Origin of the sequence: Mesorhizobium calcicola (assembly GCF_042682105.1) — a bacterium.
Taxonomy (GTDB): Bacteria; Pseudomonadota; Alphaproteobacteria; order Rhizobiales; family Rhizobiaceae; genus Mesorhizobium; species Mesorhizobium calcicola.
Genome location: NZ_JBHUGY010000074.1, coordinates 1 through 13520, shown reverse-complemented (window position 1 = coordinate 13520; position 13520 = coordinate 1). Strand labels below are relative to the sequence as shown.

Below are 13520 nucleotides of genomic sequence, written 5' to 3'. Positions count from 1 at the left end.
GATCGGGGAGAGTCGCAATCACGACCCTCAGCTTGATGGTGTCCGCTTCAGGGCAACGACGAACTTTGCCTGTTAGGCCGAAATCGGCGCGAAGTTGCCGTTCGCGTGACGGAAGAGATACGCCTGTTTTGGGCGGCAAATCTTAATGGATCTACCAATCATCTCAGGCGCGGGCCAGAGCCCGCGCCTTTCGTACTCAGCCTCCCAAACCTCAATCCATCTCAAACACCCGCGCCTTGGCAACCACGCCCGCAATAGCGCCGCCGATCAACGGTGCCACGATGAACAGCCAGAGCTGGCCGATCGCGGCAGCGCCGGAGAACAGCGCCGGGCCGATCGGGCCGGGTTGAGCGACGTGCCGGTCACCGGGATGATGGCGAAGGCCGGCCAGCGTCAGGCCGAGCCCCGCGAAGGCCGTCGAGTGCTTTTCAGCGGTGACGCCGAGGATCACGGTGGCGAAGGTGACGGTGCCGATCACAGGAAGGCCGAGCTGACGCCCCATTTCGCCACGTCCCAGCCGCGCGTGGCCAATAAGGCCGCACCATGTAGTTCCAGCCGGCCACCATCGGTAGGCAATTGGCAACCTTGCCATCGCATCCTCCTCCTGACGACTCAGAATCGATGATGCACCGGTCCGGGACTGCACACCTAGCTAGATCGTTGACGTTCGCTCGCACCGGTGCACTCACTCGGGGTAGCCCCCAACGTCCTCCGGCCCCGGCTTGTTGAAAAGGATAAATGCCAGGGGATTGCCGGGCTCGGACATTGCATCGCTGCGCAGGCCCGATATCTCTCCAGCCACGCCGCTTGCGTACTCCGCAACCACTTCGCCGAAGCTATCGCGCTGTATGGCCACCTTCTGTCCGGCTTCGACCTTGTCGTTGAGCTTCACCAGATGCTCGACGAGCCCGCCGGCGGTAGCCAGGATCGGGAACGCACTGTTGCCGACAAAGACGTCCACGTCCTTGCCCGTACGTCCCATCGGGCCGGCAACGATGCCGTGATGCTTGAGGACGTTCATCGTGCCTTCCACGAACAGGGAGATCATCTCGAGGTCCAGGACACGTGCGGCGCCGATCTCCGGACAAAAGGACGGAATGCCGGCGTCGATGAATGCGTTGTGCAGGACACTGGGATACACATGATTGTCGAAGATCTGGCCGACCGGGTAAAGCTCCAGCATTGCCTTGATCTCGGGCACATCCATGCCGCCAATATTGAAGGCCGCGACATCGAATCCCGTTGTCCCGGTATGGAAATCGATCGCGAAGTCGGCGTTCGGCCGGAGCAGCCGGTTGAACAGGAGCCCTGCTTGCCGGCTGGCCGCGGTGACACCGTTCTCGTTCCCGGGCCATTCCCGATTCATATCGATCAAGTCAGTGCCCCTGCCGAAATTGGGCCATCTGCGCTGCATGCCTTCCATGGCCGGGCGGGAGACGTCCGTGACCGCCATCACGGTGCCCGACATCTGCGCCGGGTCGAGCTGGTTCAGCACGGTCTGGACCGTATGCACAGAACTCATCTCGTCGCCATGCACGCCACTGACCAGCACGCCGCGCTTGCCCGGCTTTGCTCCCTTGGCGACGGTCACGGACACATACCAATGCTGTCCGGTGGGCATCTCCACGCCCTGGAAATACAGAAGGTGCTTCTTGCCGGGTTCCAGGTCGTTGACGTCGAGCGTGCTGACGACTTTCTTCCCCTGGATCACATCGCCGACATAAATCGTCGCCGATGGCGCACTCGCTGCCGGCGCGGACGAGGAAGTCGCCGAATCCTCGGCGTTCGCGGAGCCGGCGTTGGCCGCCAAGGCGGCCGCGGCGCCGACCGTTGCAATGGATGCCATTATAAGGTCGCGGCGATCAATGCCCTTTGCAGATTTGTCCGACATGATGGGGCCTTTTTGCAGAAAATCCCCCGCGACTTCAAAATACGGGTATGCCGCCGAACACGCAAGCTTGCATGATTTCTGTGCCGTAAGCACAGGATGCTTGCTGTGTGCGGCATAACAAGGAGAGCTGTGTCGACATCGTCATGGTCGGCGTCGAAGTCCCCGGGTCGCGTTCGGCTGCTTCTTAGGCGAAGACCATCCAGACCCCGGCCTGCTTAGAAGCTAGTCCCTTGACAATACGCTTTTCGAGGAACTGATTCCACGGAAACCAAAGCAACGTCACGGAGAGTTCCATGCCTCGTCCCTTGTTTGCTTGCCTGGGTCTCGTTCTCAGTCTTGTCGTGCCCCTGGCTCTGCCGGTGCCAGCCCATGCCGTCACGATCAACATCAATATCGGCACCAGCCTCAACAATGGCCGAGCGATCACATGCCGAGACGGCGAGAGGCTGCTGCGCAGCCGTGGTTTTTGGGACATCCGGCGAGTGGATTGCCGCGGGCGCCTTTTCACCTATCGGGCACGCCGCGCCACCGGTCTGTTTGAAATCGGGTTGAACGCGCGCAATGGCCGTGTCGTAGACCTGCGCCGCATCAGGCGGTGACCTTGTCGCGGGTCCGGCCGCCGCGGCAGGACCGTCGCATTTCGACCCATTGCGGTCTTTCAGTTGCGAGCGTCGCATGACGCGACCTGACCCCAAGCGGCTGTTCGCTCGACGCCCGTGACCCCCAAGCGGACCTTTAGCAATGACGCTTAGTTCGCCGGCTGCGCCTCTGGGAAACTTCCATGTGCCGTCCAGAACCTCCGTGCGTGGCCGATAGAGCCGCACCATGTAGTTCCAGCCGGCCACCATCGGCAGGCAACCTTGCCATCGCATCCTCCTCCTGACGACTCAGAACCGATGATGCACCCTTACAGTCCGGGACTGCACACCTAGTACGGTCAAGCCGTAGGTGCCGCGCCGCGCCGCTCGAGCGCGGTCTTGCGGATGATTTCCGCGATCTCCGGGCTGCTGCTGCACAGCATCTGGAAATCCGCCGCGTGCAGCGACAGGAGTGAGACCACCGTTGCGGCGCTGACGGTCGCCGAACGCGGTTCGCCGCTGATCAGCGCCATCTCGCCGAAGAAGGCGCCAGGGCCAAGCTCCACCGGGTTCGGCAACGCGACGCTGACGCGCCCCTCCACGACGAAGAACATCTGATCACCGGTCTCGCCATTGCGGCAGATCACGGCGCCCGCCGGCACGATGCGAGGTCTTAACGCGCGCACGATCTCGACTAGCGCGGCCGGACCGAGCTTCTGAAACAACGGCACGGCGGTGACCATTTGCCAATTACGGACGAAATCCTCACGCCGAACTTCTTGATAGAAGCCGGTGGCAAGAATGCCAGCCCAGAGCGCGAAGATGCCGATGCCGCTCATCATGACCACCCCGGCAAGGACGCGACCGGCGAAGCTTTGCGGAATAGCGTCGCCATAGCCGGTGGTGGACAGCGTGACCACCGCCCACCACATTGCCTGGGGAATGCTGCCGAACTTTTCCGGTTGGATGTCGCGCTCGATGACATAGGCCGCGAGCGCGACACCGAACAGAACGATGCCGAACACCGTGGTGACGCCGATCAGGTTGCGCGCTTCGTTGGTCAGGACCCTGCCCAGCAGCGGGAAGAAAGTCGAGTCGCGCAGCGGTTTCAGCAGCCAGACAGCACAGTAGAGGCTCCGGTCGGGCGTGCCGACGAGCAGAAATGCGGCGAGTGGAACCAAAACCGCGAGCACATCAATGGCGATTGCCGGCGGCCTGTCCCGAACGTCTCCCGCCCGGCGCGTGAGCAGCGTCTCGGCCAGCTGCAGGAGATAGGCGCCCCAAATGACCGCGAGCACGGCAGTCAGAGCCAGTCTGCTTCGTCCGGACATGTCCGGTGTCGTGAGCGTAGCCACCGCCACAAGCCCAGCCGCAGCCAGCAGCGCGTTGAGCGGCGCGTAAATTCTTAAGAAAGGCAGTGCCGACATTCTATCCCCACGAGCCGCTACTACCCTGCAAAATTGGATGCCTTCAAGGCAAGCGCAAAGATGCTTGCTGTCGCTGCGATGTGCTTCACCAACGGTGACTCAGATGTCCGGGATTGCTTCGTGACCGAACGTGAACAGACAGGCCACAACCCACGAGAATGACCGATCCGGAAAATCGTAATAGGTTCCGCGAAGGTCAGCTTCGGAGAAAAGGCGACATGGGATCGCGACGGGAAAACTGAAATACTGGACCGTTTTCACTCGAGCCCGATCCACACAAAGCCGTCCTGCTTTCGGCAGGGATATACGATCAGCTTTGCGCGGTTTTTCGAAATGTCACCCGCGACTTCATAGCCCGGCGCAGTACCATCCTGCTGCAGCCGCGCCCACCCCCTGATTTCGCCAGTAGACAGGTCGAAACAACTCTGATGCCAGCGGCAGACCAAGCCAAGATCTGCGGTGATCGTGCTCTCCATGTGTGGGAGCTTCAGCTTTTCGGCCTGAGCGGAACTTCGGCGCTCGTAGAGCGGCAGATGAAGATGCGGGCAGGCATTGTTGAAGGCGCAATAGCTATCGGATCCGCGAACGACGACGATGTCGTAATCTTCAAAATCGAGAATCCGGCGTTCGTGGGGCTGAAGCTCGTCTTCGGCAAAAGCGCGAACCCACCTCCTCCCGCCGTGACGGATGGTTTCGCGAAGCCCCTTGGCATTCAGCTCGGCGTCAATTTCGGGCTTCAGCCTGACTATTTCGAACAGGCTTGTGCGCTCGCCGATACCGCGAAGGCGTACCCTGACGAAATCGCCGATTTCTACCTTGTCGGCGATCTGGTCGCGGAGGGCCTCGGATATCAGCAATCGCGTACCGGCATCTTTGTTGGCGGCCTCGACACGGCTGGCCAGATTTACAACGTCGCCGATGGCCGTGAGACGTTCGTTTCCAGCAAAACCCAAGGTGCCGATGACGGCTTCGCCATAGTTGAGGCCGATACGAATATCGAAATCGATGCCATACATCGAGGCAAAGAACGGCTTCAGACGATCGACTGTGGCGAGGGTCTGAAGTGCGGCGTTCACGGCGCGGAGCGGAGCGTCGGGCTGGTCATCGATACCGAATATTGCCATAAGCCCATCGCCGATCAGTTTGTCGATGAAACCGCCATTTTGCTCGATGATGTCGCCGACCTGGGCGAAGTAGCGATTGAGCAGATACATCACGTCGTAGGGCGAAAGCCGCTCCGACAGCGCTGTGAAATCCACAATGTCGCTGAAGAAGACCGCAACATGCTTTGCTTCGCCGCAGCGCGTCGCGGCGGAAGCGCCAAGCTGGCTGGTGATCATCATGTCGGTTTCGTCTAGCACCAGCCGTCGGATGCGAAGCTCGCCTTCCGGCCTGAGCTGACAGGCCAGCCGAACCTCATCGGCCAATCTCAACCGGTTCGCCATCAGGGTTTCGTCCGGATTCCGGTCCGGGCAAGCCTCAAGGCCATCGAGAACCCAAACGCGGCATGTCGAGCATTTCGCCCTGCCGCCGCATGCGTGGGCAAATGGCACGCCCGATCTGAGAGCCGCCTCAAGCAAGGTCTCATCTGCGGCCACGTCGAAATCCGCTCTGTCGGGTAAAGCGGTTACTTTGGTCATATCACCGAACACAGGTCCGTCGCGCTAATTGGCTTGCCAGTATAGCACCAATCGGCTGAGGTCATAGAATCGTGCAAAATCTGGGCACTGACGAAGCCGAAATGGTTTCGTTGCGGGGACCGGACCAAGTTCGCCCCCATTGGCCGCTATGAGGCGCGAAGTTGCCGTTCGCGTCACGGAAGAGATACGCCTGTTCTGGGTGGCAAATCTTAATGGATCCACCAATCATCCCAGGCGCGGGCCAGAGCCCGCGCCTTTCGTACTCAGCCTTCCAACCTCAATCCTTCTCGAACACCCGCGCCTTGGCGACCACGCCCGCAATCGCGCCGCCGATCAGTGGGGCGACGATGAACAGCCAGAGCTGGCCGATCGCGGCAGCGCCGGAAAACAGCGCCGGGCCGATCGAGCGGGCCGGGTTGAGCGACGTGCCGGTGACCGGGATGATGGCGAAGTGCAGGCCGGCCAGCGTCAGGCCGATGACCAGCCCGGCGAAGGCCGTCGAGTGCTTTTCAGCGGTCACGCCCAGGATCACGGTGACGAAGGTGAAGGTGCCGATCAGTTCCCACAGGAAGGCCGAGCTGACGCCCCATTTCGCTACGTCCCAGCCATTGGCGCCGAAGCCGCCAGTGTGTCCGCCGGTCTGGCCGGAAACGATGATCCACAGCGCCAGCGAGGCGAGGATGGCTCCGATGATCTGCGCGATCCAGTAGGGGATGACGTCCTTGGCCGGCAGCCGGCCGGCAAGGAAGACACCGAGCGTCACCGCCGGATTGAGATGCGCGCCCGAGATCGGGCCGATCGCATAGGCCGCCGCGATCAGGCCGATGCCGAACGCCAGACCGATGCCTTCCTGGCCGAGCGGCAGCGCGCCGCCGAAGCTGCCCGTCACCACAGAAGCCGTACCGATGAACACCAACAGAAATGTGCCTAGAACTTCCGCCAGATAAGTCTTCATTGCCCTCTCCTCGTAGCGATCCGCCGGTCCACGTTTTCCGCGCCGCGAATCATGCCGGCAAGAGTATTCTCAACGCAAAAACTTGGAAAGCAGCGCAGTTGCGCCAGATCGCGTGCTTGCGCGCGCCAGTTATGAACATTAGAGATCTGTCATCTATTGATCGATCTGCTGTTGCCGGCCAGGGACATTTACTGTGCGCCCGGATTCGACGGCCTCGGTTGGGAGCCTCATCGTCGCGGTGCGGAAGCGGGGTTCAATCCGGACCCAAAAGGCTCTAAGAGCAGGCCCGGAGATCATGTGCTCGATTTGATGGAATGACGAATGCGACTGGGCGGACGGCTGGCGGCAGCCATAGAAGTGCTGGAGGATATCGGCCGGCGTCACCGGCCGGTTGCCGACGCGCTGAAGGATTGGGGCCTGTCGCATCGCTTCGCCGGCGGCGGTGACCGCGCGGCGATCGGCAACATCGTCTATGACGCTTTGCGCCGCAAGCGTTCCGCCGGCTGGCTTTTGGGAGACGACACAGCACGCGCGATCGGCTTCGGTGCGCTGCTGCTCGAATGGGGCCAGACGGCGCAGTCGCTCAACGGGGCCCTCGACGGCGACAAGTTCGCGCCGCCGCTGCTGACTGCACCCGAGCTTGAGGCAATCGCCGAGCGCCGGCTGGCCGACGCGCCGGACGCGGTGCGGGCGGATGTTCCCGACTGGTGCGCGCCGCTTTTCGAGAAAACCTTCGGCGCGGCCTGGATCGACGAGGGTGCGGCGCTGGCGACGCGCCCGCCGCTCGATCTCAGGGTCAACACGCTGCAGGCCAACCGCGACAAGGTGCTGGCCGAACTGACGGGAACCGGCGCGAAACCCGCGGCAATAGCGCCGCAGGGCATCCGCATTCCGCCGATCGATGGCGACGGCAGGCATCCCAACGTGCAGGCCGAGCCGGCCTTCCAGAAAGGCTGGTTCGAGGTCCAGGACGAGGGCTCGCAAGTGGCGGCCGCCCTTGCCGGGGCCGAGGCCGGCATGCAGGTGCTCGACTTCTGCGCCGGCGCCGGCGGCAAGACGCTGGCGCTGTCGGCCGCGATGGGCAACCGTGGTCAGATCTTTGCCCACGACGCCGAAAAGGCGCGGCTGGCGCCGATCTTCGACCGCATCCGCCGTTCGGAAAACCGCAATGTCCAGGTCGTCACCAAGCCGGCCGAACTTGCCCCGCTGGCGGGCCACATGGACATCGTGCTGGTCGACGCGCCGTGCACCGGCAGCGGCACCTGGCGGCGCCGCCCCGATGCCAAATGGCGGCTGACGCAGCGGCAGCTCGACGCCCGCAAGGCCGAGCAGTCGGCGATCCTCGAGGCAGCCAAAACCTATGTCAAGCCAGGCGGCCTGCTGGTCTACATCACCTGCTCGGTGTTCGACGAGGAGAATGGCGAGCAGGTCGCGGCGTTCCGGGAGCGCAACAGCGGCTTTGTCCCGCTCGATCACCGAGCGCTCTGGGACAGCCGTTTTCCCGGCCATGCGGCGGCCGCGCGGATCGGTCCGGCCGGCGACATCTCGCTGTCGCCGGCACTGAGCGGCACTGACGGGTTCTACTTCTGCGCCATGCGCAGGTCGGCCTGAACCCCACTGGACATCGCCAATCCTTGGTGAATGCCTGCCCCAGCCGGCGGGCGAGGCCGATGTTGCAGTGCAGCAAAAGCATTTGCCTGCCGCCCATGCCTCTGCAATAAGCTTATCCGCATAACGGAAGGCAGCGGCCATGGCAGCAAAGATCGTACCCGCCCCGGACTATGAGGATCGCGTCAGAACCTCCTTCGCGCGCCAGAAGGCCATGGCCACTATCGGCGCCGAACTGACGCTGGTGACGCCGGGCATCATCGAGATCGAGATGCCCTATTCGGCGGCACTGACCCAGCAGCATGGCTTCCTGCATGCCGGCGTCATTTCGACGGCGCTGGACTCGGCCTGTGGCTATGCCGCCTTCTCGCTGATGCCGGAAAACTCCGGCGTGCTGACCATCGAGTTCAAGGTCAACTTGCTGGCGCCGGGCAGGGGCGAGCGCTTCCTGTTCCGCGGCTCGGTGACCAAGCCCGGCCGCACCATCATCGTCGCCGATGGCCAGGCCTATGCCTTCGCCGCCGACGGCGAGGCCAAGCTCATCGCCACCATGACCGGCACGATGATGACGGTGGTCGGGCGTGATGGCATAGAGGGCTGATCCAATGGGCAACATTGTGCGACTTGGGGGCAAGGACGTCCTCTTCGTCATGGCGGCGCAAGCCGAATACGGCCCACACCTGAAGCGATTGTTCGCACCTTTCATGACCGGCGTCGGGCCGGTCGAGGCCGGGGTCAGGCTCGGCGCCGAACTCTCCTGGCTGAAGTCGCAAAAGGCCCTGCCGGACCTCGTCGTCTCGCTCGGTTCTGCCGGCAGCCGGACGCTGGAGCAGACGGAAGTCTACCAGGCCGTCTCGGTCAGCTACCGCGACATCGACGCCTCGCCGTTGGGCTTCGAGAAGGGCGCGACGCCGTTCCTCGACGTGCCGGTGACCGTTCCGCTGCCGTTCCGCATTCCCGACATCAAGGAGGCGACGCTGTCGACCGGCGGCGCGATCATCACCGGCACTGCCTATGACGCGATTGCAGCCGACATGGTCGACATGGAGACCTTCGCTTGCCTGCGCGCCTGCCAGTTGTTCGACATCCCGCTGGTCGGGCTGCGCGGCATTTCCGACGGCGCGGCGGACCTCAGGCACGTCGGCGACTGGACCGAATATCTGCACGTCATCGACGAGAAGCTGGCCGGAGCGGTCGGGCTGCTGGAACAGGCGATCGGCGATGGCTTGCTGGGCGCGCCTGACCGCACATAGCGTCAAGCCGCCAGGCTCGCCGGATCGCCGAAATCGATGCGCGAAATGCGCCCGCGCACGGCGCCGTTCGCATCGACATAGTCGATTGCTCCCGGCGAATGATCGAGTTTCCAGGAGCCGGTGGGGCCATCTTTCCATTCGACCTTGTAGCCGTCGTCGAGCAGCGTCCAAAGCCCATGGAAAAGGGTGCCATCCGGCAGCAGCATATGCGCCCGGTCCTCGTTTTCGTAGTGGATGAAGGCGTCCTTGCCGCCCATGTCGATGACATGCGTGGTGCCGATCATGATAACGGCCAGTGTGTTCCTGTCGAGAATTGTCATGGTCCCTGTCCACGTGCTTGAGTTCGAAAGAGCCTCGAAGTATCGTCAAGTATCTTGACTATATGGAGTTTGGATAAAATGGTCAAGGAGCTTGACGAAAAAACCGAGACACTGCCCGATCACGTCGGCTGGCGGCTGTGGCAGGCAAGCCGTGCCTGGCAGGCCGAATTCGCCGCCGCGATGCGGGCCGCCGGTTACGGCTGGTTCACCGAAGCGCGCGCCGGGCTGCTTGGACACATCGCCAGGAACGGCGTGCGCCAGTCGGCGTTGATCGAACGCTCGGCAATCTCCAAGCAGGCGATCCAGCAATTGCTCGACGGCCTCGAGGCGGAAGGCGTCGTCGAGCGCCTGCCCGATCCGCTGGATGGCCGCGGCAAGCTGGTGCGCTATACGCGCAAGGGGCTGGACGCCTTGCGCGACGGCGATCGGGTCAAGATGGAGATCGAGCGGCGCTATATCGGTCGCATTGGCGAGGAGCGGTTCACCGCGCTGATGGGCGCTTTGCGGGCGCTTGCGGCCGGACAGGCCGCGGCAACGGATGAAGACGCCGGCACCAAGGTGAAGTCGTGGGATCGAAGTGACGGCAGGGCCTAGCAACCCATTGCATCGACTCATTTCTTTCTCTAAACGCTCGCCATGAAAACAGCCAATCATCCCGACACCGTCCTGATTGTCGATTTCGGCAGCCAGTTTACCCAGCTCATCGCCCGCCGCATCCGCGAGGCCGGCGTGTTTTCCGAGATCGTGCCGTTCCAGTCGGCCGAAGCGGCGTTCAAGCGCATCAATCCGAAAGCCGTCATCCTGTCCGGCGGTCCGGCCTCGACCAGCGATATCGGCAGCCCGCGCGCGCCGCAGATCGTCTTCGACGCCGGCGTACCGGTGCTCGGCATCTGCTATGGCCAGATGGCCATGTGCGTGCAGATGGGTGGCGTCGCCGAAAGCTCGGACTATCGCGAATTCGGCCGCGCCTTCGTCGAGATCGAGAAGGACAGCCCGCTGTTCGAGGGCCTGTGGGCGCCGGGCCAGCGCCACCAGGTGTGGATGAGCCATGGCGACCGCGTCATCTCCCTGCCCAAGGGGTTCGAGGTGTTCGGCAAGTCGGAAGGCTCGCCCTTCGCCATCTTCGGCAATATTGAGCGCAAGATGTACGGCATCATGTTCCACCCCGAGGTGGTGCATACGCCCGATGGCGCCCGGCTGCTCAGGAATTTCGTCCACAACATCGCCGGCATCGAGGGCGACTGGACGATGCGCGCCTACCGCGAGCACGCGGTCGAGGCGATCCGCAAGCAGGTCGGCAAAGGCAAGGTCATCTGCGCGCTGTCGGGCGGCGTCGATTCCTCGGTCGCCGCGCTGCTGATCCACGAAGCGGTCGGCGACCAGCTGACCTGCATCCTTGTCGACCATGGGCTGATGCGCAAGGACGAGGCCGCCGGCGTGGTGGCGATGTTCCGCCAGCACTACAATCTGCCGCTGATCCTGGTCGATGCCTCGGACAAGTTCATCTCGGCGCTGGAAGGCGAGTCGGACCCCGAGAAGAAGCGCAAGACCATCGGCCGGCTGTTCATCGAGGTGTTCGAGGAAGAGGCAAAGAAGCTCGGCGGCGCCGATTTCCTGGCGCAGGGCACGCTCTATCCCGACGTCATCGAGAGCGTTTCCTTCACCGGCGGCCCGTCGGTGACGATCAAGTCGCACCACAATGTCGGCGGCCTGCCCGCGCGCATGAACATGCAGCTGGTCGAGCCGCTGCGCGAACTGTTCAAGGACGAGGTGAGGGCGCTCGGCAAGGAACTCGGCCTGCCTGAAAGCTTCATCGGCCGGCATCCGTTCCCGGGTCCCGGTCTCGCCATCCGCTGCCCCGGTGGCATCAGCCGCGAAAAGCTGGAGATCCTGCGCGAGGCCGACGCAATCTATCTCGACGAGATCCGCAAGGCCGGCCTCTACGACGCCATCTGGCAGGCCTTCGCCGTGCTTTTGCCGGTGCAGACCGTCGGCGTGATGGGCGACGGCCGCACCTACGAGTTCGTCTGCGCCCTGCGCGCCGTCACCTCGGTCGACGGCATGACGGCGGATTTCTACCACTACGACATGGCGTTCCTGGGTGCGGCCGCCACCCGCATCATCAACGAGGTCCGCGGCATCAACCGCGTCGTCTACGACGTCACCTCGAAGCCGCCGGGCACAATCGAGTGGGAATGATTCAGGCCTACGCAAACGCCGCCGAAAATACGTCGTGGTACGAATTAAGCCACTGAAAACAAAAATAAATCCTTCCGACACCTATCGATGGCTATCGGTGGGCAGAGTTTGGTTCTGACGGTCTATCTGACGGAGCTAGGGAGTATTGCCCGAGCCGATTTTTCAAAGTACCGTCACGGCAAATGAGGTTCGTGACGGTATTTTTTTTGTTTTAAGTTATTGAAAACAAAAGTGTTTTTCTCTCACGACTCCTCGAAAATGTGCTGACGGTACTTTTCAGGAAGAGGTGAGAATGCTGACGGACGCCGCCCTCAAGGCATTGAAACCAAATGACAAAATCTACAAGGTTGCCGATCGCGACGGCATGTATGTTCGCGTCATGCCCAGTGGCGCGATCTCGTTTCGTCTCCATCCATAGACCAACGACACGACAAGGCGCATAGTTCGCTCATGTCGCTGCCTCAACGCACCGATCTAGCGAACGACAATGGCAAACCTGAAGACCATCTGGCGGCGGCTACTGCTGCCCTTCACACTGCCGTCAAGGGGCTGGACGCACCCGTTGAATTGCTGGCCAGCAAGATCAAAGCGCCTGTAAAGGGAGCGTGGAGCGGTGGCCTACACGGTGATTTGGTACGGGAAAAAGGGCATCGTGGAGAAGACGCCATTTGATGCCGAGAAAGCGGCACGGGACTACGCGCTGTCGATCTTTCCAGATCGAAAGTCCGGTATCGTGGCGGTGGAAGTTCGCAAAGACGACGGCACGGTTGTATTCAGCAAAGCAGGGGGCAGCTAGCGCGGCTTCGCTGCACATCGAAGGCCCGCCGCCCCATTTGCGAAGCGACTGGACCTCACCCCATCCCCATATCTGTCAGTGCAAATGCGATGCCAAACCTATTGACCCATTACGGGCCACTTTTGAGCCCACAGCATCGTCAGCGGGCATTTGACAGACCCGCCTTCGTTAAACCGGTACAATGAACTTTTGAGCGGGCTGCGAATTGATGGGGATGGCCTTCTATTTCTTCGACTTCTCTGATACCGGCAAGGACTACCCAGACACCGAAGGGACTGAACTAAAGAGCTTTGATGCCGTCACCCCTACCGAGAGTTGACGTTCAAAGTTCGTGACGAGACCGGCAGCCACCTTATGCAAGTCGTGGTCAAGTTCGAGTTGCAGACGAACTAGCCAGGGAAGGGGGTCACTCGACCTCGATGATTTTCCGACCCGGCTTCTTGCGGCGCCTCGCTGACGTTTGACCGGAGCGGGCTTCTCTGCAGATGCTTCCACAAAAAGGCGCTGCTCTCGCAGCCGCGCCGTCTTGGTATCTCTCGCCAGGCGCTCAGCCTCGATCATCAATTTCGATTCGCGATCAGCGCGCTCAATCCGTTCCTTGTCGACGCGTCGTTGGGTCATGAAAGCCTCCTTTGGCTGACTGACCTGAATTCTCGTCCGACGAAAATGTTCCTTTACAGGATCAAGATGTTAAGCCCGGCGGCGATTAGACCCGCTACCGTTTTCGGGCTGACATAATGCGGGCTTCCCTCAATAGCGAGGCCCAGCTATGCGCACCCAAGAAGGCGATAAGCTCGCGGGCTTGATCTTCGGTAATGCCGGTTTCATTGACTAAACGGCGCGCGACAGAATC

14 protein-coding genes and 2 pseudogenes are annotated in these 13520 nt (G+C 62.1%); 8 read left to right on the top strand and 8 right to left on the bottom strand.

Annotated elements, in window-relative coordinates; genetic code table 11:
• Positions 1–211 precede the first annotated feature (211 nt).
• Both ACFSQT_RS36210 and ACFSQT_RS36205 read right to left on the bottom strand, forming a co-directional pair.
• A complete protein-coding gene (locus ACFSQT_RS36210) occupies positions 212–592 on the bottom strand; it encodes an MIP/aquaporin family protein (protein ID WP_379026820.1) in 381 nt (126 codons plus the stop codon).
• Between the two features lie 93 nt (positions 593–685).
• Positions 686–1891 carry a M14 family metallopeptidase gene (locus ACFSQT_RS36205; protein ID WP_379026819.1) on the bottom strand — a complete coding sequence of 402 codons (1206 nt, stop codon included), beginning with the start codon at positions 1889–1891 and terminating at the stop codon, positions 686–688.
• A 293-nt stretch (positions 1892–2184) separates the two neighbouring features.
• Between ACFSQT_RS36205 and ACFSQT_RS36200 the strand changes: the two genes are divergently transcribed.
• Complete coding sequence (locus ACFSQT_RS36200; RefSeq protein WP_379026818.1) at positions 2185–2490, top strand: hypothetical protein; 306 nt, start codon at positions 2185–2187, stop codon at positions 2488–2490.
• Positions 2491–2828: 338 nt separating this feature from the next.
• On the opposite strand, the gene ACFSQT_RS36195 is transcribed toward ACFSQT_RS36200, so the two are convergent.
• The 4 genes and pseudogenes from ACFSQT_RS36195 to ACFSQT_RS36180 all read right to left on the bottom strand — a co-directional run bounded on the left by ACFSQT_RS36195 (position 2829) and on the right by ACFSQT_RS36180 (position 6491).
• Positions 2829–3896, bottom strand: coding sequence for a cyclic nucleotide-gated potassium channel (locus ACFSQT_RS36195; protein WP_379026817.1), 1068 nt, complete (start codon positions 3894–3896; stop codon positions 2829–2831).
• Between the two features lie 257 nt (positions 3897–4153).
• Complete coding sequence (locus tag ACFSQT_RS36190; RefSeq protein ID WP_379026918.1) at positions 4154–5239, bottom strand: adenylate/guanylate cyclase domain-containing protein; 1086 nt, start codon at positions 5237–5239, stop codon at positions 4154–4156.
• A 57-nt stretch (positions 5240–5296) separates the two neighbouring features.
• Positions 5297–5536 (bottom strand): annotated as a pseudogene (locus ACFSQT_RS36185) (2Fe-2S iron-sulfur cluster-binding protein); the annotation flags it as partial.
• 277 nt (positions 5537–5813) lie between these two features.
• Complete coding sequence (locus ACFSQT_RS36180; RefSeq protein ID WP_379026816.1) at positions 5814–6491, bottom strand: MIP family channel protein; 678 nt, start codon at positions 6489–6491, stop codon at positions 5814–5816.
• Positions 6492–6812: 321 nt separating this feature from the next.
• Between ACFSQT_RS36180 and ACFSQT_RS36175 the strand changes: the two genes are divergently transcribed.
• The 3 genes from ACFSQT_RS36175 to ACFSQT_RS36165 all read left to right on the top strand — a co-directional run bounded on the left by ACFSQT_RS36175 (position 6813) and on the right by ACFSQT_RS36165 (position 9352).
• Positions 6813–8102, top strand: a complete 1290-nt coding sequence (locus ACFSQT_RS36175; RefSeq protein WP_379026815.1) for an RsmB/NOP family class I SAM-dependent RNA methyltransferase — start codon at positions 6813–6815, stop codon at positions 8100–8102.
• Positions 8103–8241: 139 nt separating this feature from the next.
• Positions 8242–8700: a PaaI family thioesterase gene (locus tag ACFSQT_RS36170; protein ID WP_013530371.1), complete on the top strand. Its 459-nt coding sequence runs from the start codon at positions 8242–8244 to the stop codon at positions 8698–8700.
• A gap of 4 nt (positions 8701–8704) precedes the next feature.
• Positions 8705–9352 (top strand): 5'-methylthioadenosine/S-adenosylhomocysteine nucleosidase, encoded by a 648-nt coding sequence (locus ACFSQT_RS36165; RefSeq protein ID WP_379026814.1) that lies wholly within the window; start codon positions 8705–8707, stop codon positions 9350–9352.
• Between the two features lie 2 nt (positions 9353–9354).
• On the opposite strand, the gene ACFSQT_RS36160 is transcribed toward ACFSQT_RS36165, so the two are convergent.
• On the bottom strand, positions 9355–9672 hold the full coding sequence (locus tag ACFSQT_RS36160; RefSeq protein ID WP_379026813.1) for a hypothetical protein: 318 nt from the start codon (positions 9670–9672) through the stop codon (positions 9355–9357).
• Between the two features lie 78 nt (positions 9673–9750).
• Between ACFSQT_RS36160 and ACFSQT_RS36155 the strand changes: the two genes are divergently transcribed.
• The 4 genes and pseudogenes from ACFSQT_RS36155 to ACFSQT_RS36140 all read left to right on the top strand — a co-directional run bounded on the left by ACFSQT_RS36155 (position 9751) and on the right by ACFSQT_RS36140 (position 12667).
• Positions 9751–10266: a MarR family winged helix-turn-helix transcriptional regulator gene (locus ACFSQT_RS36155; protein WP_379026812.1), complete on the top strand. Its 516-nt coding sequence runs from the start codon at positions 9751–9753 to the stop codon at positions 10264–10266.
• A 42-nt stretch (positions 10267–10308) separates the two neighbouring features.
• Positions 10309–11871 carry a glutamine-hydrolyzing GMP synthase gene (guaA, locus tag ACFSQT_RS36150; protein ID WP_379026811.1) on the top strand — a complete coding sequence of 521 codons (1563 nt, stop codon included), beginning with the start codon at positions 10309–10311 and terminating at the stop codon, positions 11869–11871.
• Positions 11872–12163: 292 nt separating this feature from the next.
• A pseudogene (locus ACFSQT_RS36145) lies at positions 12164–12280 on the top strand (Arm DNA-binding domain-containing protein); the annotation flags it as partial.
• A 204-nt stretch (positions 12281–12484) separates the two neighbouring features.
• Positions 12485–12667 (top strand): hypothetical protein, encoded by a 183-nt coding sequence (locus ACFSQT_RS36140; protein ID WP_379025484.1) that lies wholly within the window; start codon positions 12485–12487, stop codon positions 12665–12667.
• Between the two features lie 255 nt (positions 12668–12922).
• Here the strand turns inward: ACFSQT_RS36140 and ACFSQT_RS36135 are convergent, their stop codons facing one another.
• The gene (locus ACFSQT_RS36135) at positions 12923–13288 is read right to left on the bottom strand and encodes a hypothetical protein (RefSeq protein ID WP_379025482.1); all 366 of its coding nucleotides are present in this window, start codon (positions 13286–13288) and stop codon (positions 12923–12925) included.
• Positions 13289–13520 lie beyond the last annotated feature (232 nt).

What these genes read in the sequence shown, in the direction of transcription:
- ACFSQT_RS36210 (WP_379026820.1), bottom strand. Translation starts at nt 592, where the DNA reads ATGGCAAGGTTGCCAATTGCCTACCGATGGTGGCCGGCTGGAACTACA.
- ACFSQT_RS36205 (WP_379026819.1), bottom strand. Translation starts at nt 1,891, where the DNA reads ATGTCGGACAAATCTGCAAAGGGCATTGATCGCCGCGACCTTATAATG.
- ACFSQT_RS36200 (WP_379026818.1), top strand. Translation starts at nt 2,185, where the DNA reads ATGCCTCGTCCCTTGTTTGCTTGCCTGGGTCTCGTTCTCAGTCTTGTC.
- ACFSQT_RS36195 (WP_379026817.1), bottom strand. Translation starts at nt 3,896, where the DNA reads ATGTCGGCACTGCCTTTCTTAAGAATTTACGCGCCGCTCAACGCGCTG.
- ACFSQT_RS36190 (WP_379026918.1), bottom strand. Translation starts at nt 5,239, where the DNA reads ATGATGATCACCAGCCAGCTTGGCGCTTCCGCCGCGACGCGCTGCGGC.
- ACFSQT_RS36180 (WP_379026816.1), bottom strand. Translation starts at nt 6,491, where the DNA reads ATGAAGACTTATCTGGCGGAAGTTCTAGGCACATTTCTGTTGGTGTTC.
- ACFSQT_RS36175 (WP_379026815.1), top strand. Translation starts at nt 6,813, where the DNA reads ATGCGACTGGGCGGACGGCTGGCGGCAGCCATAGAAGTGCTGGAGGAT.
- ACFSQT_RS36170 (WP_013530371.1), top strand. Translation starts at nt 8,242, where the DNA reads ATGGCAGCAAAGATCGTACCCGCCCCGGACTATGAGGATCGCGTCAGA.
- ACFSQT_RS36165 (WP_379026814.1), top strand. Translation starts at nt 8,705, where the DNA reads ATGGGCAACATTGTGCGACTTGGGGGCAAGGACGTCCTCTTCGTCATG.
- ACFSQT_RS36160 (WP_379026813.1), bottom strand. Translation starts at nt 9,672, where the DNA reads ATGACAATTCTCGACAGGAACACACTGGCCGTTATCATGATCGGCACC.
- ACFSQT_RS36155 (WP_379026812.1), top strand. Translation starts at nt 9,751, where the DNA reads ATGGTCAAGGAGCTTGACGAAAAAACCGAGACACTGCCCGATCACGTC.
- guaA (WP_379026811.1), top strand. Translation starts at nt 10,309, where the DNA reads ATGAAAACAGCCAATCATCCCGACACCGTCCTGATTGTCGATTTCGGC.
- ACFSQT_RS36135 (WP_379025482.1), bottom strand. Translation starts at nt 13,288, where the DNA reads ATGACCCAACGACGCGTCGACAAGGAACGGATTGAGCGCGCTGATCGC.